Here is a 23,997-nt window from a genome sequence, read left to right as displayed (position 1 = left end):
GCGGCTCAGACCCCGGGGAACACCGGCGCGGCCCGCTCCACGATCGCGGCCGTGTCAAGACCCGGCGGCAGGGTGCCGAAGGCGAAGCCCCAGTCACCGCCCAGGCGCGACGCGCAGAACGCGTCGGCGACCGCGGGATGACCGTGCCGGACCAGGAGCGAGCCCTGCAGGACCAGCGCCAGCCGCTCGACCAGCTGGCGGGCCCCGTACTGGAGCGCGTCCGGGTCGACGAGGCGCAGCGCCGTCAGCTCCTTGCGGAGCCACTTGACGGCCTCGTCCAGCCGGCGGTCGGCCCCCGCCGCCCGGTCCACCTCGGCGAAGAACGCCTCCACGGCGGCGGGCTGCCGGGCGATCGCCCGCAGCACGTCGAGCGCGGCGACGTTCCCCGAGCCCTCCCAGATGGACGGCAGCGGCGCCTCCCGGTAGAGCCGGGGCAGGTCGGAGTCCTCGACGTAGCCGTTGCCGCCCAGGCACTCCAGGGCCTCGGCCGCGTGCGCGGGCGCCCGCTTGCACACCCAGTACTTGGTGACCGCGAGCCCGAGCCTGCGCAGCTGCTCCTCCTCGGCGTCCCCGGCCGCCGCCCGGTCCACCGCACCCGCGAGCCGCAGCGCGGCGACGGTCGCCGCCTCCGCCTCCACGGCCAGGTCGGCCAGCACATTGGTCATCAGCGGCTGGTCGACGAGGCGGGCGCCGAACGCGCTGCGATGGGTGGCGTGGTGGACGGCCTGGACCACGCCCTGGCGCATCACCGACGCCGAGCTGATCGCGCAGTCGAGCCGGGTCATGTTCACCATCCGGATGATGGTGGCCACCCCGCGGCCCTCCTCACCGACCAGCTGCCCGAGCGCGCCCTCGTACTCGATCTCGCTGGAGGCGTTCGACCGGTTGCCCAGCTTGTCCTTGAGCCGCTGGAGCCGGATCGCGTTGCGCGAGCCGTCCGGCAGCACCCGCGGCACCAGGAAGCACGAAAGGCCGCCCGGGGCCTGGGCGAGGGTCAGGAACACGTCCGACATCGGCGCCGAGGTGAACCACTTGTGCCCGGTCAGCGCGTACGTCCCCGGCTCGCCGGTCGGCACCGCGCGGGTGGCGTTGGCACGCACGTCCGAGCCGCCCTGCTTCTCGGTCATCGACATCCCGGCGATGATCCCGCGCTTCCCGGCCGGGACGCGCAGCCCGAAGTCGTACGAGGGGGAGGTCAGCAGCGGCTCGTAGACGGCGGCGAGCTCCGGCTGCACGCGCAGCGCGGGCACCGCCGCGTACGTCATCGACACCGGGCACAGGTGCCCCGCGTCGGCCTGCCCCCACACGAACACCTTCGCCGCGCGGGCCACGTGCGCGCCCGGCCGGTCGTCGGCCCACGGCGCCGCGTGCAGTCCGTGCTCGACCGCCACGGTCATCAGCTCGTGCCAGTACGGGTGGAAGTCGACCTCGTCGACCCGGTGGCCGTAGCGGTCATGGGTGCGCAGGACGGGGGAGTGGCGCTCGGCCTGCCGCCCCCACTCCTGGGCCTGTGGCCCACCGGCCCGCAGCCCCAGCTCGCGCACCTCCGCCTCGGCCCAGCCCGCGCCCTCGCGGCGCAGCGACTCCAGGAGCGCCGGATCGGCGGACACGTCGTAACCGGTCAGCGGCGGCACCTGGTTGGTGATCTCATGCGTGGCCGTGGCCGTGGCCGTGGCCGTGTTCGGGGCCGTGGGCGCGGGTGCGGTCGGCTGCGTGGACGGCATCGGGGACTCCCAGAGCTCGCAGGGTGAAGGTGACCAGTGCGGGGACGGTGCCGGGCCCGGGGGCCCCGTCCGTCAACGGGCCGAGCAGTGCTTCGGCGACCGCGCCGACGAGCGCGGAGGCGGTCAGGGCCGGGTCCTGGGGCGGCAGTTCGCCGCTGCGCACCCCGGCCGCGATCCGGTCGGCGAAGACGTCGCGGAACGCGCGGCGGAAGACCAGCCGTTCGGCGTCGACGGCCGGGTCGACGGGCTCGGCGAGCAGTGCGTAGGCGAGCCGCGGCGCCTTGAGGGCGCGGCCCGCGAAGGTCTCGATGACGGCCACGGTCCGGTCCGCCGCCGTGCGGTGCGTGGCCAGGGCGGCCGCCTCGGAGACGGCGGCGACCTCGCGCCGTACCACCGTCCGGAACAGCTCGACCGACAGCTCGGCCTTGCTGGGGAAGTGGCGGTAGACGCTGCCGGTCGCGATCCCGGCCCGCGCCGCGACGGCGGCCATCGTGCAGCCCGCGTACCCGTGCTCGGCGAGCAGCGCGAGGCCCGCCTCGACGACAGCGGCGCGCTGTGCGTCGAGACGGGCCTGGACTGCGGGCGTGCGGCGGTACGGCATGGGAAGGAGTGAAGCAGTGATTCATTTCTTCAGCAAGACCCGCCGCAGGCTGTCCCGAGCGGCGGGAGCAGCTGGTGCCGGGGTCGGCCGGTGGCGGGGGCGGGGTCAGCCGGTGAAGATCTCCACGAACGACCACACCGCGAGCGCCGCCATGCACAGACCGCCGATCCGCTGGACGGTCTTCAGTGGCACGCGCTTGGCGATGAACCGGCCCGCGACCAGGGCGAGCGCCGAGACGCTCATCAGGGCGGCGGCGGAGCCGATCGCGGTGGACCAGGTGCCGTTGGTGGCGGCCAGGTTGGCCGTGGTGATCTGGGTCAGGTCGCCCCACTCGCTGATGAAGACGGCCATGAAGGCGGTCGAGTAGACCGGCCAGAAGCCGGTCACCGTCTTGCCGCCGCCGTCGTCCTCGTTGTCGTCGTCCCCGCCGCTGCGCAGCAGCATGAAGGCGCCGAAGGTGAACATCAGACCGGAGACGAGCTTGACGGACCAGCCGGGCAGCAGCCCGAGCAGACTGCCCGCGCCGACGGCGATGGCGACGTGCACGATGAACGCGGTCGAGGTGCCGAACCAGACGTACAGCGGACGCATCCGCGTGCCCATCGCGAGCGACGCGAACATCGTCTTGTCGGGAAGCTCCGCGAGGAAGATCAGCCCGAAGGCGGTGACGATCGCCAAGGGGTCGAGATGCATAACCGGTGAGGCTCTCTGCTCGGACCGGGCCCGGGGCCGGTCACGGCGCCTCGGTGGGCGACGGGAGGACCACTCGGCCCGGCATGACGAACCACACCCACGGAATGCGGGCGCGGTGCTACTGCCTGGCCGAAGGTCTCGCCCGTCCGCGCTCTCCGCACGGACCCGGTCACCGGGAACCCGGGGGTTCCAGTGTGTCGACGACCGGTTCGCAGGGCTACTCCCCTTCGCTGATCACCAGTGTAACGGACCCGTCGGACGTGCCCTCGGGGGCGGCCCTCCAGATCGGGAGGGAATGAGTAGACGCTGTCTACTTCACTGTCCAAAACGGGTAGACAGTGTCTACGAAGATCGACTAGACAGGGCGCATGGCTCCCACGGACCCCACCGACCCCAGCGCACCCACTGCACCCACCGACCCCAGCGCTCCGGCGCCACCCGCGCCCGCCGCCTCCGACGGGCTGCGCGAGCGGCTCGTCAGGACCGGCGTCGCCCTCGTCGACGCCGAAGGCGTCCAGGCCCTCACCCTGCGCGAGATCGCCCGCCGCGCCGGTGTCTCGCACGGCGCCCCGCGCCGCCACTTCCCGGCCCATCTCGATCTGCTGTCCGCCATCGCCCGCGAGGGCTTCGGCGAACTGGCGGCCCGGGTGGCCCAGGACCCGGCCCCCGGCCCGGCCTCGGCGCGCACGGCCGGCCCCGGCCCGGCGGACGGTCCGGCGGGCGCGGCCCGCGACCGCATCGCCGCGCTCGCCCGCCACTACCTCGACTTCGCCCACGCCCGGCCCGGCATGTACGAGCTGATGTTCCGTCACGACCTGCTGGCGAGCGGTCGGCTCGGCCTGCGCGACACCAGCCTGCCGCTCTTCGAGCACCTCGCCGCCCTGGTCGCCACCGCCCGCCCGGACACCGCGGACCCCGTCAACGCGGCCGGTGCGCTCTGGGCCAACCTGCACGGCATCGCGCAGCTCCGTCGCTGGGGCAGCCTGGCGCTCGCCACCGGCGCCGAGGACATCGAGCCGCTGCTCGCCGCCGCGCTCGACGCCCACCTCGGTCCGGCGGACGCCAGGTGACCGGCCGCGCACCCGGCGCCGACCGGTTCCGGCGCTCCGCCGCCCTGCTCTGCGGCGTGCTCGGCGCGGCCGTCGTCGCGCTCGACGGCACCGTCCTGACCATCGCCCAGCCCTCGCTCCAGCGGGACCTCGGTGCCGCCCCCGGCCAGGTGCAGTGGACCAGCACCGGCTATCTCGTGGCCGTCGCCTGCCTGCTGGTGTTCGCCGGACGCCTCGGCGACCGTTACGGGCACCGCCGGGTCTTCGCCCTCGGCTGTCTCGGCTTCGCGGGCGCGTCGGCCGGGATCGCCGCCGCGCCCGGCATCGGCTGGGTGATCGGCCTGCGGGTGCTCCAGGGCGTGGCCGGGGCGCTGCTCCAGCCCGCCACCCTCGCGATGCTGCGCGCCACCTATCCGCCCGAGCGGCTCGGCATGCCGGTCGCCGTGCGCACCAGCGCCATCGGGCTGGCCGCGGCGGCCGGACCGCTGCTCGGCGGATTGCTCGTCGAGGCGTACGGCTGGCGCGCGGTGTTCCTGCTCGGCGTGGTGCCGACCCTCGCGATCGCCCTGCTGAGCCTGGCCCTGCCCGACCCGCCGCGCCCGGCCGGGGCGGCGGCCCGGGGCCGGGACGGCGGACTCGCCGCGCTCGACCTGCCCGGCGCCGCCCTCCTCGCCCTCGCGCTCGCCGCCCTCGTCCAGGGCCTCGCCCACGGACCCGGGACCGGCACCCTGCCCGCCCTCGCCGTCGCCGGGGCCGCCGCGCTCGCCCTCGTACGCCACGAACGGCGGGCCCCGCGGCCGCTGCTGCCGCCCGGTCTGCTCGGCGACCGGCCGGTCGCGGCCGGGTTCGGGGTGCTGCTCGCGGGGTCCGCCGCGCTGTCCGGGACCCTGTTCACGGTCACGTACCTCTTCCAGGACACGCTCCGGATCGGCCCGCTCGCCACCGCGCAGCGGATGCTGCCGCTCGCGCTCCTGGTGATCGTCGGCGCTCCGGCCGGGGCGCTGCTCGCCAAGCGGCACGGGGCACGACGGGTCGCCGCGGCGGCGGCCGGGCTGCTCGCCGCCGGGGTGCTGCTGCCCGCCTGGCCGGTGGTCACCGGCTCGGCGCTCGCGACCGGGGCCGCCGCCGCACTGACCGGTGCCGGGTTCGGGGTGCTGCTCGCGACCGCGACCACCGTGGTGGTGCGCCGGGCCGCGGCCGAGCACTCCGGGGTGGCCGGCGGCCTCCAGCAGACCGCGATGAACACCGGACCCGTCGTCGGGGTCGCCCTCGCGACCCCGCTGCTCGGCTCGGGCGCCGCCCTGCCCGTGCTCGCCGCCGTCGCCGCGCTCGCCGTACCGGCCGCCCTGTGCCTGCCGGGCGAGCACACGAAGGAGGGCGCGGACGGCGCGGGACCGGACGGGGAGGCGCGGCGGCGCGGACACGCCAGCGGGGGCGGAACGTCCGCTTCCGTCGGCGCCCCGAACGTACGATCCTGAGGTGCCTTCCCGTGGTCAGCGCCGCCCCGCCGCGACGGGCACGCGCGCCCAGTTCAACATCGGCCTCTCGCTGCCGTTCCTGGCCCTCGCCCTGGTGGTGGTCGCCGACCTCATCAGCTCGCAGGGGCAGCACTTCGACCGGCTGCTCGTCATCGGCCCGGCGCTCGCCGCCGTCACCTGGAACGTGCGCGGCACCCTCGGCATCGGACTGCTCGCGATCGGACTGCGGCTCGTCCTGGCCGTCGCGCAGGGCGACCCCGCCACCGACATCGTCGCCGCCGAACTCGTGCTCGCCGCCGTCATCGCCGCCGCCGTCTGGGTCAGCGAGGTCCGCACCCGCTACGAGCGCGACCTGCGCGAGGTCACCGCCGTCGCCGAAGTGGTCCAGCGGGTGCTGCTGCGCCCCCTCGCGCCCCGCCTCGGCCGGGTCGAGCTGCGGCTCCTTTACGTCTCCGCCGCCGCCAAGGCCCGCATCGGCGGCGACTTCTACGAGGCGGTCCAGGTCCCCGGCGCCGTCCGGGTGATGATCGGCGACGTCCAGGGCAAGGGGCTCGGCGCCGTCGAGACCGCCTCCGTGCTGCTCGGCTCCTTCCGCGCCTCCGTCACCGAGGCCCGCGACCTCGCCGTGCTCGCCGACCGCCTGGAGGAGGGCCTCCAGCAGTACGGCGCCTGGGACCCCGACTCCGACGCCGCCGAACGCTTCGCCACCGTGCTGCTCATCGAACTCCCCGACAACGCCGACGTGATCCGGCTGCTCAGCTGCGGCCACCCGGCGCCGCTGCTCCAGCGCCGCGACGGAGGGGTGTTGCCGGTCGACTTCACCGACCCGTCCCTGCCGGTCAACCTCGCCGGCCTGTACGCCTCCCGGCACCACATCGAGGAGGTCCCCTTCGGCCCCGGCGACCGGCTGCTCATGTTCACCGACGGGGTCAGCGAGACCCGCGACCGCGCGGGCGAGTTCTACCCCCTCGAACGGCGGCTGCGCGGCTGGGCCCGCGAACCCGCCGACCGCCTCCTGCCGCTGCTCCACCGCGACCTCGCCGCGTACGGGGCGCACGGCCTCGACGACGACGTGGCCGCGCTGCTCGTCGTGCGCCCGCCGGAACCGGCCGCGACGGCCGGACCCGCCGCCCTCGGAGCCGTACGCTGACGGGCCCCGGCCCTTTCAAACGTACGAAACCGGGCAACCGGTGTCGCTCCTGCCCCGGTTGGGTGTCTCGCGCGCCCTTCATGCGCTCTCTGGTGGCTCTGTCCCCGATGGTCCAGTCTTGCTGACCATGCGTCACGCCGTCCGCAATGCGGACGGCGGGCGCGGGACCGCCGGACCAGACGAGAGGAACGGGTGCACGTGCCCGAGGACGACAACACCACCTTCAGCTCGTTCATCAGCGAAGCCATCACGGAGGCCGACCTCAGCCGGGTCGCCGTCCACGGCCTGTGGGACGCGGACGGCACGCTCGACCCCGGGGCCGCCCGCCTCGGACAGACCCTCGCCGCCGCCATGGAGGACGAGAGCAGGACGGACCTGCTGCCGCCGGAACTGGCCGCCCTCGTCACCGAGGTGCGGGCCAGGGCGCTGCCCGGGTTCCCGTGGATCAGGAGCCACGACGACCTCCGGCTCTCCGCCTTCACCCTCCGCCAGCTCGCCCCCGGCCCGCACCCGCTCGTCGTGCTGCCCGCGGGCTGGCAGCCGCTCGGCTGGGCGCTCTTCATGTACGCGTACCTCACCCTGGCCGCCAAGGGCTACCACGTCATCGCCTACACCCCGCGCGGCCTCGGCATCAAGGGACTGCCCTCCACCTCGCCCGGCAAGATCGACGTCGGCGGCCCCAACGACTGGGCGGACGGCTCGGCCGTCGTCGACTTCGCGGTCGAGCGCTTCGGGCCCAGCGCGATCGGCTTCATGGGCGAGTCGTACGGCTCCGGCATCAGCCAGCTCGTCGCCGCGCACGACGACCGGGTCCAGGCCGTCGTCGCGCTCAGCACCTGGGGCAACCTCGCCACCAGCCTGTACGACAACGGCGTCCGGCACATCAAGGCCGTCGACACGCTCCTCAAGCTCACCGGCGGACTGAAGAAGAACCGCTTCGACGCGCACACCCTGGACATCCTGGACAAGTTCCAGGCCGGTCGTGACATGGAGGACGTGGTCGACTGGGGCACCCGCCGGGCCCCGGAGACGTACCTCGCGCAGACCAACGAGAACGGCACCCCGACCTTCTTCTCGAACACCTGGCACGAGAGCCTGTTCGCGGCCAACCAGACCCTGGAGACCTTCAACGGCCTGACCGTGCCCAAGCGGCTCAACATGTGGATCGGCGACCACGCGGTGCCGGAGGGGGCCGGGATCGTCGGCCCGAACGGTGCGGACAACGCCCCCATGGCGGAGGCGTACGCCTGGCTCGACCACCACCTCAAGGGCGAGCGCAACGGCGTCGAGGACTGGCCGGCGGTCAGCAACCAGGTCATGTTCACGTACACCACGGAGCCCGAGCTCGACCCGGGCACCGGTGAACCGACCGGCAAGAGCGTGATCGTGGAGCCGGCGGTGCGCGAGGCGCACGCCGACTGGGCCGACGTGACCACGCGGTTCGAGATCCTCGCCCTCACCGCGGGCGGCGCGAGCGGCGCGGACGGCGGCCTGGCCGTCCGGTCCACCGGCGATCCGGACGGCGGTCCGGTCGGCGCCGACGAAGGGGGAGCGGCCCGCTGGGACCGGTCCTTCATCGCCGGCGTCGACACCGAGGCCACCGCGATGGACGAGCTGGTGAAGACCGGCGGCGCCGAATGGGCGGGCAACCCGAAGGTCTACGAGACCCGGAAGATCGACCGGACGCACGCCCTGGTCTGGGCCACCGAGCCGCTGACCGGCCCGGGCGACGGCGCCGCCGCCCTGCGGGTCCGCGGCATCCCGCGCCTCAACCTCACCGTCCGCTCCACCGCCCGCTCGGCGACCCTGGTCGCGCACCTCTTCGACGTGGCCGCGGACGACACCGCCCGCATCATCACCCATGAGCCGCTGAACCTCGACGACCTGACGCCGGGACAGGAGCACCAGGTGTCCTGGCGGCTCCAGGCCGCCGCGTACGACATCGCCGAGGGCCACCGGCTGATGCTGGTCATCGACAGCAAGGACCCGCTGTACGGCGACGTGACGGTGGTGTGGACGCAGACCACGGTGTCGTCGTCGCCGGACGCGCCCGCGGTGCTCGAACTGCCGCTGGGGTAGCGGGCGGCGGGCGCGGCCGGACGGGGTCGGACGGGGGAACCCTCACCCTGGACCTCAGGTCCAGGGTGAGACTCTCGACCGCCGGTCGAGCGGTTTCAGCCGACGGCGGGCAGGTCCAGATGCTCGCGCAGAGTGCTCCCGGTGTACGCCGTCCGGTACGCGCCCCGCTCCTGGAGCTCGGGGACCAGCAGCTCCACGATGTCGTCGAGCCCGTCCGGGATCAGATACGGGGTGATGTTGAACCCGTCGACCGCGCCGTGCCGGGCGAAGCGCACGAACTTCTCGGCGAGCCCGGCGGGCGTGCCGACGTGCCCGCGCTGCGGACCCAGCTCGATCGCCGCCTCCCGCAGCGACCAGCCGTTAGCCTCGGCCTTCGCCCGCCACGCCGCGGCCACCGACCGGCGATCGGCGATCCGTGACGAGCCGAAGGCGCCGGAGTCCTCCCGTACCACCGGCTCCTCGACGGGCAGCGGCCCGTCGGGGTCGCGGTCGGACAGGTCGCGGTTCCACACCCGGCCCGCGATGGCGAGCGCGGTCGCCGGAGTGACCTGCTCGCGCCGGATCCAGCGCTGCTTCTCCTCCGCCTCCTTCTCCGTCGCGCCGATGATGATCTCGGTGCCGGGCAGGATGCGCAGCGCGTCCTCGGCCCGCCCGGCCGCCCGCAGCCTGCGCCGGATGTCCTCGGCGAAGGCGAGCGCGTCGTCGAAGTCCTCGCCGTGCGCGGAGAAGATGACCTCGGCGTCCCGGGCCGCGAAGTCACGGCCCGCCGGCGAATCGCCCGCCTGGAAGATCACCGGATGGCCCTGCGGGCCGCGCGGCAGCGTCGGCACCAGGTCGACGTCGAACTGCGGGCCCGCCGCCCGCACCCGGCCGATGGTGCCGGGCACCGCCCAGGCATGGGCGTCGACGGATTCGGACACCGCACCGGGCGCCCAGCCGTCCCACAGCGCCCGGGCCACGGTCAGGAACTCCTCGGCGCGCCGGTAGCGGTCGGCGTGGTCGAGGAAGCCGCCACGCCGGAAGTTGGCGCCGGTCCAGGCGTTGTCGGTGGTGACGATGTTCCAGCCCGCCCGGCCCTCCGAAAGGAGATCGAGGGCGGTGAGCCGCCGGGCCAGGTCGGTGGGTTCGTTGAACGTGGTGTTCACGGTGGCGACCAGGCCGATGCGGCGGGTGACGGCCGCGAGCGCGGACAACTGCGTCAGCGCGTCGGGGCGCCCGGCCACGTCCAGCTCGTGGATCTCCCCCTCGGTCTCGCGCAGCCGCAGCCCGTCGCCCAGGAAGAACGCGTCGAACAGACCGTGCTCGGCGGTCTGCGCGAGCCGCCGGAAGGACGCCGGATCGATCTGCGAACCGCTCTCCGGATGCGACCAGATCGTCCAGTGGTTGACGCCCTGGAAGAACACCCCGAAGTGCAGCTGGGCGTCCGGGCGGGGCACGTCGTTCGGGTCGGTGGCGGTCATCGGGTCCCCTCCGGGGCGGCGGCAGCGGTGGTGGTGGCGGTGACGGCGGATACGACGGAGCGGGGGCGGGTGCCCGGGACGCGGGGTGCGCCGGGGCCGGTGGCGAAGCGGCTGTCCGGGCGGCGGAGTCCGAGCGTGGCGCGCAGCGTGCGGCCGGGCAGCGGGCGGGCGGCGACCCGGCGCGCAAACAGTTCGGGCAGCACCAGCCGGGAGAGCACCGAGAGGTCCTCGTCGAGGACCAGCGGCCGCAGCCGCACCCCGTCCACCACGCCGCTCAGCTCTTCCAGGAGCGCGACGAGTCCGGCGGCGGAACCGGTGTGCCGCAGCCTTCCCGGCGGGCGGCCGGGAACGGAGTCCCACCCGGCGAAGCGCTCCAGATCGGCGATCCGCTCGGCGGCCGTCGCGGTCGGGGTGTCCAGGGCCACCTCCAGCTCGGCGAAGGCCAGCGAAGCCCCCGAGTCGGCCGCGGCCCGGCCGAGCGCGGCGGGCGAGGGCCCGTCGACCAGGGCCACGTCGACCAGATCGACGAGCTCGCGGGGTACGAGTCCGGCCGGGGCGAGGACCACGGGGCGGCCCTGCGGCGGGCGGGGCACGATCGCCGGGCCCTTGATCCGGTAGGTCTCGCCGACGAAGTCGACGTAGTGCAGCCGGGCCCGGTCCAGATAGCGGCTGGTGGCGACCGAGCGGAGGACCGCGTCGTCCTCCCACGAGTCCCACAGGTCCCGTACGACCCGCAGGCCGTCGACCGCCTCACGGCGCAGCGCCGCCACGCCTTCGACCCGGGGCCGCCCCCAGGCGCGGGCGGCCCCGGCGGTGTCCTCCACCGCGAGGACCCAGCCCGCCCTGCCGACCGAGACATGGTCGAGCGAGGCGAGCCGGGTGGAGACGTGGAACGGCTCGGCGTAGCTGGTGGCGACCACCGGGGCCACTCCGAGCACGCTGGTCGAGGCGGCGATGAACGCCGCCCGCTCGACGCCACCGAGCCGCCCGGCCGGGCCACCGGCGGCCGCGGATCCGGGCGGCAGGATGTCGTCCTCCAGCGTGACCAGGGTGAATCCGGCGTTCTCGGCCACGGCGGCGACCTTGGCCACCCGACGCGGGGTGAGCAGCGCGCCGGGGGCGTGCGCGGCCCGGCGCCAGGCGGCCGGGTGCGCGCCGTCGCCGTCGATCTCGACGGCGAGGTGGAGCGGGGCGGGATGGGGCATGACGGTCCTTCCGAAGCACGCGGGGCAGGGCCGGTGCCGCGGGCCGCGGACGTTCCGACGAGACGGCACGGCGAGTCGCCAGGACGGCGGCCGGGCCGGGCGCGGGGTCGGCGCCGGGCGGCCGGTGGTGTCCGTGCCGATGCCTGTGCCTGTGCCTGTGCCGGTGTCGGGGTGTCAGCGGGTGCGCGGGATGCGACGGCCCACGGCCGCGGCGCGGGTGCGCGGCGGCCGGGCGGGGATCAGCGGTGCGCGGAAGGACAGATCGCGGAGGCCGTACGGCAGAAGTCGACATGCCGACGGCAGCTCAGCAGGGCCCCCGCCCGCACGGCACGGCGACCACGGCGCTGCTGCGCGGTGAGCGGTGCGTGCACGGGAGACCTCCACGGGCCCGGAAGGGGGGGGTGCCCCCAGCTTAGGCAGGGCCGGTTCCGGAATGTCAAGGAACGGCGGGGTGGGGGTGGGAGGTTGGGGTCAGTGAGGCCGGGGCGTCGCGGGGGCGGAGCGGCCGGACGGTCCCGGCGCCCGCCGTACGGCCGGGCTCGTGACGGTGCCCGGCTCGCCGTGAGGTTGGTCGGGTGCACTCCGGTCGGGGGTACGGGGTCAGGCGCGGTACGGGGTGTTCGCGGCCGCCCAGTCGGCGAGCGCGCGGGCGCACTCGGCCACGGACTCGCGCCAGCTGCGGGCCGCGCCCTCGCCCGCCTCGTCGCTGACGTGCTTCACGATCCGCAGCGGCACCCCGGCGAGCGCGGCGGCCGTCGCGAGGGCGTAGCCCTCCATGTCGACCAGGGCCGCACGGGCCGCGAGCCGCTCGCGCGCGGCCTCGTCCGAGATGAACGCGTCGCCCGTCGCGAGCACCACGTCACCGCCCGCGGGCAGGGTGATCGGCGCGCCGTACGTCTCGCCGGTGAGGGTGGCGAGCAGCGCGCCGTCCAGGTCGTGCTGGAGGACGGTGCCGATCACATGGGTGCCGGTCATCCCGGGCCGCAGCGCGCCCGCCGTACCGAGGTTGACGATCTCCGAGGGGTGCGGGCCGCGGCCGAGGACGGTCGCGAGGGCGGTCGCCGCGTTGACCTTGCCCATGCCCGTGAGCAGCACCGGCAGATCGGTGTCGAGGTGCTGCGCCTCCTCCTTGACGGCGAGGACGAGCAGCGGACGGCCTGCGGTGATCTCACCCATGAGTTCCATGGGGGCCACGCTACCCGGTGGCCCGGATTCCGCTCGGTGCCGAAGGCCGGAACCAGGCGCCGCCGGGCGCCGCCGGACGCTGCCGGGCGCTGCGGGTCGGCCGCTCAGACCGGGACGAGCCGCCCGATCAGTTCGGTGAGTTGACGGGCGTTCCGGCAGGGCCGCATGTCGACCAGTTCCGCGTACAGGTGGGCGACCGAGTCGCCGGTGGACCACTGGGCGGGCGGCTCGGGGTTCAGCCAGTACACGGCGCGGGACCGGTCGGAGATCAGCTTCAGGGCGGGCAGACGGGGGTCGCTCCGGTTGGTGCGGGCGTCGCCGAGCACGAACACCACGCTGCGCGGGCCGAGCACGTCCAGGTACCGCTCGGTGAACTCGCCGAGCGCCGTGCCGTAGTCGCTCTGGCCGTGCCAGCCGGTGAGCGTCGCCCCGGCCAGGATCCGCTCGCCCAGACCCGCCGGGTCCGCCCGGTCCCTGGCCACCAGGTCGGTCACCTCGTCGACCCGGTTGACGAAGGCGAACACCCGCACCCGGCTGAACTGGTCGTGCAGCGCCTGCACCAGCAGCATCGTGAAGTGCGCGAAGCCCGCCACCGAGCCGGACACGTCGCAGAGCAGCACGAGCTCGGGCCGCCCGGGGCGCCGTCGGCGCAGCACCGGACGCACCGGCACCCCGCCGGTCGCCAGCGAACGCCGCAGGGTGCGCCGCAGATCGATCTCGCCGCGTGCCGCCCGGCGCCGGCGGGCCGCGAGCCGGGTCGCGAGGGTACGGGCCAGCGGCCGTACCGTACGGCGCAGTTCGTCCAGCTGCTCCCGTCCGGCCAGCAGGAAGTCGACGCGGTCCGGCGTCACGGCGACCGCCCGCCGCGCGACCCGGTCCCGGCCCTGCCGCTCCGCCACCCGACGCCGTGCCTCGGTGCGCACCCGCTCCCGGAACGCCTCGATCCGCCGCCGGATCTCGTCGTCCGTCAGCCGGTCGGCGAACTCCGGTTCCCGCCCGGACTCCTCGGCACGCTGCCGCAGCGCGGCCCGGATCCGGGCCAGCAGGGTCTCGGGGCGGAGCCGGGAGAGCGTCTGGTACGAGGACCAGCCGTCCGAGCCGGGGGTGGCGCCGAACCCGCCGAGCATCCCCACGGCCTGGGCGGCGAGCGCGTCGAGCCGGTCGGTCCCGCCGGGGCCTTCCGGACCTCCGTCCGCTTCGGGTGCGGCGAGGGCCTCGGCGAGCCGGTCGCGCAGCGCGGCGAGCGCGGCCGCCGGGTCCGCGGGCTGCTCAGAGAAGCCCCCGGCCTGCTCCGCGAGGCCGTCCGTGCGGCCGTTCGGGAGGCCGGCCACGAGCGGGAAGTAGAGGTCGAAGACCCGGTCGAACAGGCGTCGCGCGGTGACCCCGTGCAGCAGGGACGCGGCGAGCGCCTCCCGCATCCGCTCCCGGTCGTCGAAGCCGACGGCGGTGAGCGCGTGGCCCGCGTCGACGGTCTCCCCGGTGCCGATGACCAGCCCGTGCGCGCGCAGCGCGCCGACCAGACCGAGCACCCGGTCCGCGGCGCCCGCGCCCGTGTCGGGGAGGGGGGTGTCCGGGACGGCGGTCACACCGTGTCCAGGTCGAGCTTCGCGGCCGCCCTGCGGATGTCCTCCTGGTGCTTCAGGAGGACGCCGAGGCTGTCCCGTACGACGTCCTCGGAGAGGGTGTCCGCGCCGAGCGCGAGCAGGGTGCGGGCCCAGTCGACGGTCTCCGCCACCGAGGGCGCCTTGCGCAGGTCCAGGGCCCGCAGCGCGCCGACCACGCGGACCACCGAGGCGGTGAGCGCCTCGTCGAGCTCCGGCACCTTGGCCCGCACGATCCGGCGCTCCAGGTCCGGCTCGGGGAAGTCGATGTGGAGGAAGAGACAGCGGCGGCGCAGCGCCTCGGACAGCTCGCGCCCGGCGTTGGAGGTGACGACGACGAACGGGCGGCGGGTGGCGGTGATCGTGCCGAGTTCGGGGACGGTGACCTGGAAGTCGCTGAGGACCTCCAGGAGCAGGCCCTCGATCTCGACGTCCGCCTTGTCCAGCTCGTCGATGAGCAGCACGGTCGGTTCGGGGGAGCGGATGGCGGTGAGCAGCGGGCGGGAGAGCAGGAACTCCTCGCCGAAGATGTCGGTGCGCGCCTCGTCCCAGCCCTCGTCGCGGCCCGCGGTGATCCGAAGCAGCTGCTTGGCGTGGTTCCACTCGTACAGGGCGCGGGCCTCGTCCACGCCCTCGTAGCACTGGAGCCGGACCAGCCGGGCGCCCGCGACCTCGGCGACCGCCTTCGCCAGCTCGGTCTTGCCGACCCCGGCCGGACCCTCCACGAGCAGCGGTTTTCCGAGCCGGTCGGCGAGGAAGACGGTGGTGGCCACGGCCGTTGAGGCCAGATAGCCGGTGGCGGCGAGGCGCTCGGCGACCTCGTCGACGGAGCCGAAGTGCCCGGTCGTCATTGCAGTTCCCCCTGGAATCCCCTTGGGTTACCCACCAGTAGGCGCCAGCCTACCGCTCGGTACGTCGTACGGCACCCGAACGGCGTACCGCGGCCGGTGCTTCGGGGCCCGGTGCCGCCCCGGCGTCCGGCCTCACGGAGGGTGACCCGGCGCTGGTCCGGGGGGTGCCGCGCGCGGGGGGAGCGGGCCGCTGATGGAATGGGGAGAGGCGAACGCTGGTGGAGGTGCGGTGTCGGAACGGTCTGGGGAGCGGTCGTTGCCGGAGGGCGAGCACGAAGCCGTCCTCGCCCGGCTCGACGCCCTCGAGCACGCGGCCGCCGAGATCGGCAGCCGGCTCGACGAACACGTCATCGCGACGGAGCTCGCCGAGTTCCTGGTCCGCCGGGTGGCCGACGCGGCCGTCGTCGACCTGGACCCGCCGGACGCGCCCGCGCCGGGCCCGGTGCCGGGCCAAGGGCCTGTCCCCGCCCCAGGACCGGGCCCGGGCGTCACGGTGACGGCGGGGAAGGCCGGACTCCTGGAGGAGACGCTGCCGGACGGCCCGGTGTCCGGGCCTGCGTCCGTCGCGGGGGACGGACGGGGGGAGGGTGAGGGGCCGGGGGACGGGCCGGGTGGCGATGGCGCCGGTCCGGTGACGCCCGCACCGGCCGCGGGGGAGCGGACCGGTGCGGCGAGCGTCCTGGCCGCCCCGCTGGCGCTGCCGGGCGGTGCGGAACTCGGCCGGGTGCGGGTGGCCCGGGCCGCCGGAGCGTTCTCGCCGCACGAGGCGGCCGTGGTCGCCCACGCGGCCCGGCTCGCGGCCGTCCACCTCCGCCACGCCCACCACCTCGCCGCCACCGAGGCCACCGCCCTGCACCTCCAGCGCGCCCTGGTGGCCGAGCCCGGCCGCCCGCACCCCAACCTGGAGATCGCGGGCCGGTATCTGCCCGCCGGACCCCGCACCCTGGTCGGCGGCGACTGGTTCGAGACCGTCCGGCTGCACTTCGGCCGGAGCCTGCTCGTCGTCGGCGACGTCATGGGCCACGGCCTGGACGCCGCCGTGGACATGAACGCCTACCGGAGCGCCCTGCGCGAGGTCGCCGCGACCGACCTGCCCCCGCACCGGGTGCTGCGCCAGCTGGACGCCGTGGTGGCCGGGGACGACGCCCGGCGACCGGCCACCTGCCTGCTCATCCAGGTCGACCCGGCCCGCGCCACCGCCACCTTCGCCAGCGCGGGCCATCTGCCACCGGTGGTGTTCGCGGCCGACGGCTCCGCCGAACTCGTCGACCTGCCCGTCGGGCCTCCGCTCGGCACCGGCTTCGGCGGCTACGAGCCCGCGGTCCGCACCCTCGCGCCCGCCGACACCCTCCTGCTGTTCACCGACGGACTCGTCGAACGCCGGGGTGAGGACATCGATGTCTCGCTCGCCCGGCTCGCCGCGCTGCGGCTGCCCCCGGGCTCGGGACCCGAGGCCGTCGTCGAGGAAGTGCTGCGGCGGCTCGACGCCCGGCACGCCGAGGACGACGTCGCCCTGCTGGCCGCCCGCTGCCGCGAACGGCCCACCGCGTTAACGGAGTAGACGGGTTTTCACGCCTGGGCGGGATTATTCACGCAGGGAGCTTGTGCGTGTCCGTCCCGCGCGGCACGCTCCTCGTATGAACACAGCCAGGCACGCCAGTGAACGCCTGATGAGCTGGCCCTCGCTGATCGCCGACCGCGCACCGTGCGGCGCCGAGCTCGGACTGCGCACCGCGACGCAGCAGATCGTGCACTTCCACGGCGAACACGAGGCCGAGGTGCATCTGACCCGTGCCATGATCGCCCGGCTCCGGCCGGCCCTCCTCGGATCCAGCGCGGTCCGGCTGCGCGCCGGATCGGGCTGGGCCACCGTCCGGCTGGACACCGGCTCCGACATCGACCTGCTCGCCACCCTGGTGAGCGCCGCCCTCCAGGCCACCGGGGCGCCGTACCCCGCCGGTGACCTCGCCCCCGACCACTGCACCCGCACCGGCCGCCCGTTCGTCTGCTCCTGAACCCGATTCCAGCGGAGCCGGTCCGAGGACCCGGCCCCGGTACGACGCCGGGATCAGGCCGTCGGCAGCGGGAACAGCATGCAGGTGCTGGTCGCGTGCCCGAGCAGCCGGTCCTGGTCGTCGTAGAGCCCCGCCTCCGCCATCGCCGTACGCCTGCCCTGGCTGAGCACGGTGCCGATCGCCCGCACCTTGCCCGTGTGCATCGTGATCGGCCGCAGGAAACGCGTCGACAGGTCCAGTGACGTGTACCCCATGCCCTGCGGCAGAGTGCTGTGCACCGCACAGCCGGCCGCCGAGTCCAGCAGGGTCGCGTAGACCCCGCCGTGCACGCTGCCGATCGGGTTGTAGTGCTCCTCGCCGGGCTCCATCGAGAACACCGCCCGGCCGAACTCGACCTCCTCGAGACCGAAGCCCATCAGCGCCCCGATCGGCGGTCCCGGCCGCCGCCCCTCGGCGAACTCGCGCAGGAAATCGAGCCCCGCCATGCCGGCCGCGGCCTTCGCCGTGTCACCCGCGTCGTGCCAGTGCACCGTCCGTGTGCGCTCCATCACCGATTCCCTCCGCCCGGGGCTCGCCACCCCTTTCTGACTTCGATGATCGAAGCTAGATGTCCGGTCGGCTGGCTGTCAATGACGTAGTCAGCTGGCTAGAGTGTGACGATGGAGTGGCTGGAGATCGACACCGAGAACTGCCCGGTCCGCCGCGCGCTCGACCTCGTCGGCGAGAAGTGGTCCCTGCTGATCCTGCGCGACGCCTTCAACGGGGTCCGCCGCTACGACGACTTCCGCCGCCACCTCGGACTCTCCGAGGCCGTCCTCGCCGACCGGCTCCGCAAACTCGTCGCCGCCGGCATCCTCCGCGTCGAGCCGTACCGCGAACCCGGCGCCCGCACCCGCACCCAGTACCGCCTCACCGCCAAGGGCCGCGACCTCTGGCCCGTCCTCCTCGCCCTCAAACAATGGGGCGACCACCACGCCGCCGACGAGGCGGGCACCCCGCTCGACATCCGCCACACCGACTGCGACGCCCCCGTCCGGGTCGAGATCGTCTGCACCGGCGACGAACACGCCGTCCTCACCCCCTTCGACGTCACCGTCCGGCCCGGCCCCGCCGCCCGCCCGCTCCACGACTGACCCGTTCGGCGGCATCCCGGGCGGGTTCGGCCGGTCCGCGGGGTACTCGACGAAACATGCCCCCCACCTCCGGCGCGCCGCACGACGGTGCCCCCGCCGAGCACGGCCACTGGTTCCACCGGCTCCACGAACGGGTCCTCAACTCAGCCGTCGGACTCGTCTGGAACCGCGGCCGTGAGATGGAACTCATGCACCGCGCCATGGGGTTCGCCGCGCTCAGCCTCCTCACCCTCGTCCCCCTCCTCATCGTGGTCGCCGCCGCCGACCTCGCCAGCGGCCAGGGTTTCGCCCGCTGGCTCATCCAGGGCCTCGGTGTCTCCGAGGTCTCCCAGGAGGAGGTCGAGCGGCTCTTCGGCCAGCCCGGCCAGGCCCTCCAACGCACCACCGCCTTCGGCCTCGCCGCCCTCGCCGCCTTCGGCGTCACCTTCGGATCGGCCGTCCAGACCGGCTACGAACGCGTCTGGAACCTGCCCACCGCCCGCTGGCACACCATGTGGCGCCATGTCGTCTGGCTCGCCGTCCTGGTCGCCGCCCTGCTCCTCTTCGTCACCACCCCCACCCCCGAACGCTCCTCCGCCGCTGTCACCGCCCTGGTCGCCCTCAGCGACGTCGTCGGCACCTTCCTGTTCTTCTGGTGGTCCCAGCGCTTCCTGCTCTGCGGCCGGATCCGCTGGCGGGCCCTCGTCCCCGGCGCCGTCCTCACCGCCCTCGGCCTGCTCGGCCTGCGGATCTTCTCCGCCCTCGTGTTCTCCCCCCTCATCGCCTCCAACGCCGTCACCTACGGCCAGTTCGGCACCGTCCTCGTCCTCCAGTCCTGGCTGGTCGGCGTCGGCTTCGTCGTCTACGGCGGCGCCCTCGTCGGCCGCCTCGTGCACGAACAGCTCGTGCTGCGGCGCCTCGCCCGCCGCCCGGAGGACCCCGCCGCCCGCTGACCGCTACTGGTCCCGGCGCCCCACCGCGAGCACCGCCACCACGGCCGCCACCAGCGCCCATATCCCGTACACCAGCCAGGCCCCGCCCGCCGTCCACGGGAACGGCACGTCCCAGTCACCGGTCTGCCCCAGCCTCCGCCACGCCCTCTGCGGCTGCAGATGGGCCAGCACCGCCGACCAGTGCCGCCGCTCGCTCACCACCGCGGGCACCAGCAGAAGCAGCACCACGCTCGCGACGATCGCCGGCGCCCCGGCCCGCAGCAGGGTCCCCAGCGCCATCCCCACCAGACCGCTCACCGGCGCGAGCAGCGCCGACGCCGCCACCAGTCGCAGCGCGCCCGGATGGGCGATCGAGAGCCCGATGCCGTGCGTCGACAGGATCGCCTGGGTCACCCAGAACGACACCCCCGCCGCCACCGCGCCGAACCCGGTCAGCACCGTCCCCACCACGAGCACCTTCGCCACCATCACCGACCGTCTGGCCGGGACCGCCGCGAACGTCGTCCGCACGGAGCCACTGCTGTACTCCCCGACGATCGCCATCGCGCCCATCGCCGCCGCCGACAGCATCAGCACCATCGTCGCGTTCCCCGTGAACGCGTCCCACAACGCCATGTCACCCGCGACGTACCCCCGCTGGCTCGCCCGGTCGAGCGCCGTCCAGTAGCGGGCGCGGTCCCACGCCTGCCCCACGTTGAAGGCGACCACCACCAGCGTGCACAGGAACAGCGACCAGCCCGTCGAACGCAGCGACCAGAGCTTGAACCACTCCGCCGACACCAGGTCGCGGAACCGGGCGCGCGGCTCGGTCAGGGGAATCGTGAGCGCGGTCATCGGGCGTCTCCCGTCAGATACTCGACACTGTCGGCGGTCAGTTCCATGAACGCCTCCTCCAAGGAGGCCGTGCGCGTGGTGAGCTGATGGAGCGGCAGCCGGTGCTCGGCGGCGAGGTCGCCGATCCGGGCCGCGGAGAGCCCGGTCACCGTCAGCGGCCCGCCGTCCACGACGGTCACCGCGGCGCCCTCGGCCCGCAGCAGCCGGCTCAGCTCACCGGCGGCCGGACTGCCGACCGTGACACTCAGCGCCGCGCCGCGCGCCGCGAACTCGGTCAGGCTCTCCGCCGCGATCAGCTCACCCCGGCCGACCACCACCAGCTCGTCCGCCGTGTGCTCCATCTCGCTCATCAGATGACTGGAGACGAACACCGTGCGCCCCTCGGCCGCGAGCCGCCGGAACAACCCGCGCACCCACTTCACGCCCTCCGGGTCCAAGCCGTTCAGCGGCTCGTCGAACAGCAGCACCGGCGGATCGCCCAGCAACGCCGCCGCGATCCCCAGCCGCTGACGCATCCCCAGCGAGAACCCGCCGATCCGGCGCCCGGCCACCGCCGACAGACCCACCTCCGCGAGCACCTCGTCCACCCGCGACAGCGGTATCCGATTGCTCCGCGCCAGCGCCCCCAGATACGCCCGGGGCGACCGCCCGCCGTGCACATCGCCCGCGTCGAGCAGCGCGCCGACGTGCCGCAGCCCCCGCGCCCGGTCACGGAACGGGACGCCCGACACCGTCACCGCACCGCTGGTCGGCGCGTGCAGGCCGAGGATCATCCGCAGCGTCGTGCTCTTCCCCGCACCGTTCGGCCCGAGGAAGCCCGTCACCAGTCCCGGACGGACCGTGAAACTGAGCGAGTTGACAGCGGTGGTGGCGCCGTAGCGCTTCGTGAGCTCCCTGACTTCGATCATGGCTCCACGGTGCCGCCCCGGCCCTGCCCACCACATCCGACCACGGAGAACAATCGCCCCGCCCGTTGTCACCCCAGGGTGTACGACCCAGGTCAGATGTGCCGTCCGGCACCGCCGTTTACGATCACTCGCATGCCCGCCACCACACCGCCACCCCTCCTGCGCAGACTGCCGCCGAGCGGCTGGACGGCCCTCGCCTGGGCCGCGGGCCTCGTGTTCACGCTGCTGCTCCGGATCCGCCTGCCCGGACAGGCGGAGGCCGAGGTCGTGGCCGGTGTCCTCATCTTCCGCTGGGACGGCATCACCACCCTCGCCCTGGCCACCCTGCTCGCCCTCGGCGGCAGCGTCCTGCTCGTCCGCCGCCCGCTGACCGCGGTCGGCCTGCTGCTCCTCGCCGCCACGGCCGCCTCGTTCCCCCTCGGCGTCGGCGAGATCCCGCTGGCCCAGTTCCTCGCCGTCGACGTGGCCCTCTGCACCGTCACCGCCGCTCGCCCCCACCGCACCGGCATCATCGCCCTGCTTCTCTCGCTCGGCACCCTCGCCGGATACCTCACCACCCGGCTGCTGCTCGGCTGGACCGTCGGCACCACCGCCGAACTCGCCGTCGCGCTCACCGCCGTCATCGCCTGGCTGCTCGGCCGCTCCACCCACCAGGGCCGCGCCCACGCCGAACAGGCGTGGACCCGAGGGGCGGAGCAGGCGGTGGTCGCCGAACGGCTCCGGATCGCCCGCGAGATGCACGACATGGTCGCGCACAGCATCGGCATCGTCGCCCTCCAGGCCGGTGCCGCCCGCCGGGTCATCGACACCCAGCCCGACCGCGCCCGCGAAGCCCTCGGCGAGATCGAGAAGGCCAGCCGCGAGACCCTCGCCGGGCTCCGCCGCCTCCTCGGCGCGCTCCGCCGCGCCGAACCCGTCGACGACGCCCGCGTCGCGCACCTTCCGGAACTGCCCGGCCTGGCCGACCTCGGACGCCTCGCCGAGGCCACCACCGCCGCCGGGGTCCAGGTCGGCATCCGCACCGTCGGCGAACCCCGCCCACTGCCCCAGGAGATAGACCTCTCCGCCTTCCGGATCGTGCAGGAGGCCGTCACCAACGTCGTCCGGCACGCCGACACGGACTCCTGCGAGGTGATCGTCACCCACACCGGCGGCTATCTCTCCCTCATCATCGACGACGCGGGTTGCGGTCCCCGGATCACCGGCGGCACCCAGGGCTCGGGCTTCGGCCTGACCGGGATGCGCGAGCGGGCCGCCCTGCTGCACGGAGAACTCCTCGCAGGCCCCCGCCCCGGCGGCGGCTTCCGCGTCCAAGCCCGCATTCCCGTCCCCTCCGGAGCACACCTCTCATGACCCAGGCCGCACCGCCCACCACCACCCCCACCGTGATCCGCGTCGTCCTCGCCGACGACCAGCCGCTGGTGCGCACCGCCCTGCAGATGGTCATCGCCGACGCACCCGACCTCGAGGTCGTCGGCGAGGCGGGTGACGGGGCCGAGGCCGTCCGGCTCGCCGGGGAGACCGACGCGCACGTCGTCGTCATGGACCTCCGCATGCCCGGCATGGACGGACTGGAGGCCACCCGCAGGCTCACCGCCGACGGCGGCACCACCCGGGTCCTCGTCCTCACCACCTTCGACGACGACGACCACGTCTACGGCGCGCTGCGCGCCGGTGCCTCGGGCTTCCTCGTCAAGGACATGGCCCTGGACGACATCCTCGCCGCGGTCCGTGTGGTCGCCTCCGGCGACGGCCTCATCGCCCCGAGCGTCACCAGCCGGCTCATCAAGGAGTTCGCCGACCGCCCCGCCGACGACCGCGACAGCCGGTCCCGGGACGCCGCCCCAGGCCCCCTCGGCGGCGGCCGGGATGCGGCCCAGGCACGGATCGCGGTACGGATCACCGAGCGCGAGCGGGAAGTGCTCACCCTGGTCGGACGCGGCCTCTCCAACACCGAGATCGCGGGCGAGCTCCACATCACCCCGGCCACGGCGAAGACCTATGTCACCCGGCTGCTCGCCAAGCTGGACGCGCGCGACCGGGTCCAGCTCGTGATCCTCGCCTACGAGGCGGGCCTGGTGTCGACCTCCTGAACCGAAGTGATCACACGATCCGGTGACGCCAGCGCGCGCACCCCGGCCGGACGGCTCCGGGCGCTTGGATGGGGGTGATCCCTTCGCCCTCGACGAGAGAGAGCCACCCATGCCCCAAGCCTGGCTGCCACCCGCCGAGTACATCGAGACGCTGCCGCGTGCCACCGCCTACGCCTGCCTCTACTTCACCGACGTCCTCGGCCGCCCCTTCCAGCTCCGGCCCGTGCACGCGTCCGAGTCCTGGCACTGGCCCGGCGGCAGCATGGACCCGGGGGAGACCCCCTGGGAAACCGCCCTGCGCGAGTGCCACGAGGAGACCGGCCTCGTCCACCACGGTGAACCCCGGCTGCTCGGCGCCTGCTTCACCACCCACCGCGGCGAGGACTGGCCCGCCAACGACATCGGCTTCATCTTCGACGGCGGCGCGCTGACCGACGCCGAGATCGCCTCCATCGTCCTGGACCCCGAGGAACACACCGACTACCAGCTGCGCACGCTCGCTGAATGGCAGCGGGAGATGTCCCCGCGCGCCTTCGAGCGCCTCGCCGCGATCGACCGGGCCCGCCGCACCGGCGTGACCGTCTACCTGGACGCCCCGGACGAGGACTGACCGGCGCGCGGCACCGAGGGGCGTACGCGGGTCCGCGCGGAATCCCCTCGGGCGCCGCCGTAACCTCAACGGCTCCCGGCAGTTGACCAGGGCATGAAGAAGCGCAGCATGCTCGCCATCGCCTCCCTCGCCGCAGGCGTCGTCACCGCCCTCGTGTCCCCGGCCCCGAACGCCTCCGCGGCGGGCGACCACGGTGTGACCGACGGTGTCACCGGACTGCTCCAGGAGGACCAGGGCGTCACGGACCTCGTCGGCGACACCGTCGGCGGCGCGGGGAAGCTCAAGACCCCGGAGGCTCCCGTCGCCCTCCCCGGCGGCCTTTCCTGACCCCGGAGCACCCGCAGTCGGACACCTCATGTGCCCCGTGTCACCCACCCCGGGCGGCCCGGGGCACCG

The 23,997-nt window shown here is 74.5% G+C and carries 23 protein-coding genes; 12 read left to right on the top strand and 11 right to left on the bottom strand.

Going from position 1 to position 23,997, the window contains the following annotated elements:
* Window positions 1–5 precede the first annotated feature (5 nt).
* The 3 genes from ACIPXM_RS18655 to ACIPXM_RS18645 form a co-directional block, all read right to left on the bottom strand.
* Window positions 6–1,724 (bottom strand): acyl-CoA dehydrogenase family protein, encoded by a 1,719-nt coding sequence (locus ACIPXM_RS18655; RefSeq protein ID WP_401656522.1) that lies wholly within the window; start codon window positions 1,722–1,724, stop codon window positions 6–8.
* Window positions 1,648–2,325 (bottom strand): TetR/AcrR family transcriptional regulator, encoded by a 678-nt coding sequence (locus ACIPXM_RS18650; protein ID WP_401656520.1) that lies wholly within the window; start codon window positions 2,323–2,325, stop codon window positions 1,648–1,650. The genes ACIPXM_RS18655 and ACIPXM_RS18650 overlap by 77 nt, the downstream gene beginning before the upstream one ends.
* Window positions 2,326–2,430: 105 nt before the next feature.
* Complete coding sequence (locus ACIPXM_RS18645) at window positions 2,431–3,018, bottom strand: TMEM165/GDT1 family protein (protein WP_401656518.1); 588 nt, start codon at window positions 3,016–3,018, stop codon at window positions 2,431–2,433.
* Between the two features lie 368 nt (window positions 3,019–3,386).
* Between ACIPXM_RS18645 and ACIPXM_RS18640 the strand changes: the two genes are divergently transcribed.
* The 4 genes from ACIPXM_RS18640 (at window position 3,387) to ACIPXM_RS18625 (ending at window position 8,774) form a co-directional block, all read left to right on the top strand.
* Window positions 3,387–4,088, top strand: a complete 702-nt coding sequence (locus tag ACIPXM_RS18640; RefSeq protein WP_401656516.1) for a TetR/AcrR family transcriptional regulator — start codon at window positions 3,387–3,389, stop codon at window positions 4,086–4,088.
* Window positions 4,085–5,545 carry an MFS transporter gene (locus ACIPXM_RS18635; protein WP_401656514.1) on the top strand — a complete coding sequence of 487 codons (1,461 nt, stop codon included), beginning with the start codon at window positions 4,085–4,087 and terminating at the stop codon, window positions 5,543–5,545. The genes ACIPXM_RS18640 and ACIPXM_RS18635 overlap by 4 nt, the downstream gene beginning before the upstream one ends.
* A gap of 1 nt (window position 5,546) precedes the next feature.
* Window positions 5,547–6,695 (top strand): PP2C family protein-serine/threonine phosphatase, encoded by a 1,149-nt coding sequence (locus ACIPXM_RS18630; protein ID WP_401656512.1) that lies wholly within the window; start codon window positions 5,547–5,549, stop codon window positions 6,693–6,695.
* 198 nt (window positions 6,696–6,893) lie between these two features.
* The gene (locus tag ACIPXM_RS18625) at window positions 6,894–8,774 is read left to right on the top strand and encodes an alpha/beta fold hydrolase (RefSeq protein WP_401656510.1); all 1,881 of its coding nucleotides are present in this window, start codon (window positions 6,894–6,896) and stop codon (window positions 8,772–8,774) included.
* A gap of 95 nt (window positions 8,775–8,869) precedes the next feature.
* On the opposite strand, the gene ACIPXM_RS18620 is transcribed toward ACIPXM_RS18625, so the two are convergent.
* The 5 genes from ACIPXM_RS18620 to ACIPXM_RS18600 form a co-directional block, all read right to left on the bottom strand.
* Entirely contained in the window at window positions 8,870–10,234 is a 1,365-nt protein-coding gene (locus ACIPXM_RS18620) for an NtaA/DmoA family FMN-dependent monooxygenase (RefSeq protein WP_401656508.1), read from the bottom strand.
* Window positions 10,231–11,439 carry an LLM class flavin-dependent oxidoreductase gene (locus tag ACIPXM_RS18615; RefSeq protein WP_401656506.1) on the bottom strand — a complete coding sequence of 403 codons (1,209 nt, stop codon included), beginning with the start codon at window positions 11,437–11,439 and terminating at the stop codon, window positions 10,231–10,233. The genes ACIPXM_RS18620 and ACIPXM_RS18615 overlap by 4 nt, the downstream gene beginning before the upstream one ends.
* A gap of 600 nt (window positions 11,440–12,039) precedes the next feature.
* Complete coding sequence (locus tag ACIPXM_RS18610) at window positions 12,040–12,624, bottom strand: nucleosidase (RefSeq protein ID WP_401656504.1); 585 nt, start codon at window positions 12,622–12,624, stop codon at window positions 12,040–12,042.
* Between the two features lie 104 nt (window positions 12,625–12,728).
* Entirely contained in the window at window positions 12,729–14,210 is a 1,482-nt protein-coding gene (locus tag ACIPXM_RS18605; RefSeq protein WP_401656502.1) for a VWA domain-containing protein, read from the bottom strand.
* The gene (locus tag ACIPXM_RS18600) at window positions 14,207–15,076 is read right to left on the bottom strand and encodes an AAA family ATPase (RefSeq protein ID WP_401656500.1); all 870 of its coding nucleotides are present in this window, start codon (window positions 15,074–15,076) and stop codon (window positions 14,207–14,209) included. Before ACIPXM_RS18600 ends, ACIPXM_RS18605 begins: the two co-directional genes overlap by 4 nt.
* Before the next feature lie 229 nt (window positions 15,077–15,305).
* Between ACIPXM_RS18600 and ACIPXM_RS18595 the strand changes: the two genes are divergently transcribed.
* Window positions 15,306–16,637, top strand: coding sequence for a PP2C family protein-serine/threonine phosphatase (locus ACIPXM_RS18595; RefSeq protein ID WP_401656498.1), 1,332 nt, complete (start codon window positions 15,306–15,308; stop codon window positions 16,635–16,637).
* Window positions 16,638–16,713: 76 nt separating this feature from the next.
* Complete coding sequence (locus ACIPXM_RS18590; RefSeq protein WP_401656496.1) at window positions 16,714–17,091, top strand: luciferase family protein; 378 nt, start codon at window positions 16,714–16,716, stop codon at window positions 17,089–17,091.
* A gap of 53 nt (window positions 17,092–17,144) precedes the next feature.
* Here ACIPXM_RS18590 and ACIPXM_RS18585 read toward each other — a convergent pair whose 3' ends face one another.
* Window positions 17,145–17,639 carry a PaaI family thioesterase gene (locus tag ACIPXM_RS18585; protein ID WP_401656494.1) on the bottom strand — a complete coding sequence of 165 codons (495 nt, stop codon included), beginning with the start codon at window positions 17,637–17,639 and terminating at the stop codon, window positions 17,145–17,147.
* Window positions 17,640–17,750: 111 nt separating this feature from the next.
* Here ACIPXM_RS18585 and ACIPXM_RS18580 point away from each other — a divergent pair, with 111 nt between their 5' ends.
* Together ACIPXM_RS18580 and ACIPXM_RS18575 are read left to right on the top strand one after the other, a co-directional pair.
* The gene (locus tag ACIPXM_RS18580; protein ID WP_401656492.1) at window positions 17,751–18,224 is read left to right on the top strand and encodes a winged helix-turn-helix transcriptional regulator; all 474 of its coding nucleotides are present in this window, start codon (window positions 17,751–17,753) and stop codon (window positions 18,222–18,224) included.
* A gap of 56 nt (window positions 18,225–18,280) precedes the next feature.
* Window positions 18,281–19,156 carry a YhjD/YihY/BrkB family envelope integrity protein gene (locus ACIPXM_RS18575; RefSeq protein ID WP_401656490.1) on the top strand — a complete coding sequence of 292 codons (876 nt, stop codon included), beginning with the start codon at window positions 18,281–18,283 and terminating at the stop codon, window positions 19,154–19,156.
* Between the two features lie 3 nt (window positions 19,157–19,159).
* Here ACIPXM_RS18575 and ACIPXM_RS18570 read toward each other — a convergent pair whose 3' ends face one another.
* The gene (locus ACIPXM_RS18570) at window positions 19,160–19,990 is read right to left on the bottom strand and encodes an ABC transporter permease (RefSeq protein WP_401656488.1); all 831 of its coding nucleotides are present in this window, start codon (window positions 19,988–19,990) and stop codon (window positions 19,160–19,162) included.
* Window positions 19,987–20,898, bottom strand: coding sequence for an ABC transporter ATP-binding protein (locus ACIPXM_RS18565; RefSeq protein WP_401656486.1), 912 nt, complete (start codon window positions 20,896–20,898; stop codon window positions 19,987–19,989). Before ACIPXM_RS18565 ends, ACIPXM_RS18570 begins: the two co-directional genes overlap by 4 nt.
* A 132-nt stretch (window positions 20,899–21,030) precedes the next feature.
* Here ACIPXM_RS18565 and ACIPXM_RS18560 point away from each other — a divergent pair, with 132 nt between their 5' ends.
* From ACIPXM_RS18560 to ACIPXM_RS18545, 4 genes are all read left to right on the top strand, one after another.
* Window positions 21,031–22,251: a sensor histidine kinase gene (locus ACIPXM_RS18560; RefSeq protein ID WP_401656484.1), complete on the top strand. Its 1,221-nt coding sequence runs from the start codon at window positions 21,031–21,033 to the stop codon at window positions 22,249–22,251.
* On the top strand, window positions 22,248–22,991 hold the full coding sequence (locus tag ACIPXM_RS18555; RefSeq protein ID WP_401656482.1) for a response regulator: 744 nt from the start codon (window positions 22,248–22,250) through the stop codon (window positions 22,989–22,991). Before ACIPXM_RS18560 ends, ACIPXM_RS18555 begins: the two co-directional genes overlap by 4 nt.
* 109 nt (window positions 22,992–23,100) lie before the next feature.
* Entirely contained in the window at window positions 23,101–23,601 is a 501-nt protein-coding gene (locus ACIPXM_RS18550) for an NUDIX domain-containing protein (RefSeq protein WP_401656480.1), read from the top strand.
* A gap of 93 nt (window positions 23,602–23,694) precedes the next feature.
* Window positions 23,695–23,928, top strand: a complete 234-nt coding sequence (locus ACIPXM_RS18545) for a hypothetical protein (RefSeq protein WP_401656478.1) — start codon at window positions 23,695–23,697, stop codon at window positions 23,926–23,928.
* Window positions 23,929–23,997 lie beyond the last annotated feature (69 nt).

Origin of the sequence: Streptomyces sp. NPDC090025, from assembly GCF_044748125.1 — a bacterium.
GTDB lineage: Bacteria > Actinomycetota > Actinomycetes > Streptomycetales > Streptomycetaceae > Streptomyces.
Note: the sequence above shows the minus strand (reverse complement) of the source record. Positions and strands in the feature narration are given on the sequence as shown.

What these genes read in the sequence shown, in the direction of transcription:
- ACIPXM_RS18655 (WP_401656522.1), bottom strand. Translation starts at nt 1,724, where the DNA reads ATGCCGTCCACGCAGCCGACCGCACCCGCGCCCACGGCCCCGAACACG.
- ACIPXM_RS18650 (WP_401656520.1), bottom strand. Translation starts at nt 2,325, where the DNA reads ATGCCGTACCGCCGCACGCCCGCAGTCCAGGCCCGTCTCGACGCACAG.
- ACIPXM_RS18645 (WP_401656518.1), bottom strand. Translation starts at nt 3,018, where the DNA reads ATGCATCTCGACCCCTTGGCGATCGTCACCGCCTTCGGGCTGATCTTC.
- ACIPXM_RS18640 (WP_401656516.1), top strand. Translation starts at nt 3,387, where the DNA reads ATGGCTCCCACGGACCCCACCGACCCCAGCGCACCCACTGCACCCACC.
- ACIPXM_RS18620 (WP_401656508.1), bottom strand. Translation starts at nt 10,234, where the DNA reads ATGACCGCCACCGACCCGAACGACGTGCCCCGCCCGGACGCCCAGCTG.
- ACIPXM_RS18615 (WP_401656506.1), bottom strand. Translation starts at nt 11,439, where the DNA reads ATGCCCCATCCCGCCCCGCTCCACCTCGCCGTCGAGATCGACGGCGAC.
- ACIPXM_RS18610 (WP_401656504.1), bottom strand. Translation starts at nt 12,624, where the DNA reads ATGGAACTCATGGGTGAGATCACCGCAGGCCGTCCGCTGCTCGTCCTC.
- ACIPXM_RS18600 (WP_401656500.1), bottom strand. Translation starts at nt 15,076, where the DNA reads ATGACGACCGGGCACTTCGGCTCCGTCGACGAGGTCGCCGAGCGCCTC.
- ACIPXM_RS18590 (WP_401656496.1), top strand. Translation starts at nt 16,714, where the DNA reads ATGAACACAGCCAGGCACGCCAGTGAACGCCTGATGAGCTGGCCCTCG.
- ACIPXM_RS18585 (WP_401656494.1), bottom strand. Translation starts at nt 17,639, where the DNA reads ATGGAGCGCACACGGACGGTGCACTGGCACGACGCGGGTGACACGGCG.
- ACIPXM_RS18580 (WP_401656492.1), top strand. Translation starts at nt 17,751, where the DNA reads ATGGAGTGGCTGGAGATCGACACCGAGAACTGCCCGGTCCGCCGCGCG.
- ACIPXM_RS18575 (WP_401656490.1), top strand. Translation starts at nt 18,281, where the DNA reads ATGCCCCCCACCTCCGGCGCGCCGCACGACGGTGCCCCCGCCGAGCAC.
- ACIPXM_RS18570 (WP_401656488.1), bottom strand. Translation starts at nt 19,990, where the DNA reads ATGACCGCGCTCACGATTCCCCTGACCGAGCCGCGCGCCCGGTTCCGC.
- ACIPXM_RS18565 (WP_401656486.1), bottom strand. Translation starts at nt 20,898, where the DNA reads ATGATCGAAGTCAGGGAGCTCACGAAGCGCTACGGCGCCACCACCGCT.
- ACIPXM_RS18560 (WP_401656484.1), top strand. Translation starts at nt 21,031, where the DNA reads ATGCCCGCCACCACACCGCCACCCCTCCTGCGCAGACTGCCGCCGAGC.
- ACIPXM_RS18555 (WP_401656482.1), top strand. Translation starts at nt 22,248, where the DNA reads ATGACCCAGGCCGCACCGCCCACCACCACCCCCACCGTGATCCGCGTC.
- ACIPXM_RS18550 (WP_401656480.1), top strand. Translation starts at nt 23,101, where the DNA reads ATGCCCCAAGCCTGGCTGCCACCCGCCGAGTACATCGAGACGCTGCCG.
- ACIPXM_RS18545 (WP_401656478.1), top strand. Translation starts at nt 23,695, where the DNA reads ATGAAGAAGCGCAGCATGCTCGCCATCGCCTCCCTCGCCGCAGGCGTC.